Origin of the sequence: Gemella haemolysans, from assembly GCF_001553035.1 — a bacterium.
Classification (GTDB): Bacteria; Bacillota; Bacilli; order Staphylococcales; family Gemellaceae; genus Gemella; species Gemella haemolysans_B.
Genome location: NZ_KQ959948.1, coordinates 34,217 through 34,439, shown reverse-complemented (window position 1 = coordinate 34,439; position 223 = coordinate 34,217).

Sequence of the window (223 nt, the reverse complement as noted above, 5' to 3'; positions counted from 1 at the left end):
TGTAGAATTCAAAATTTACATATCTCTCAAACCACCTGGAGGCGGACTCCGGCAATTTATCAGTTTTGTAGAATTCAAAATTTACATATCTCTCAAACTATTTTCATTAAAAAAAATATAAAAAAAAGGTTTTGTAGAATTCAAAATTTACATATCTCTCAAACGACGCAGACGACATAGTTTTCTTTACTTCAGTTTTGTAGAATTCAAAATTTACATATCT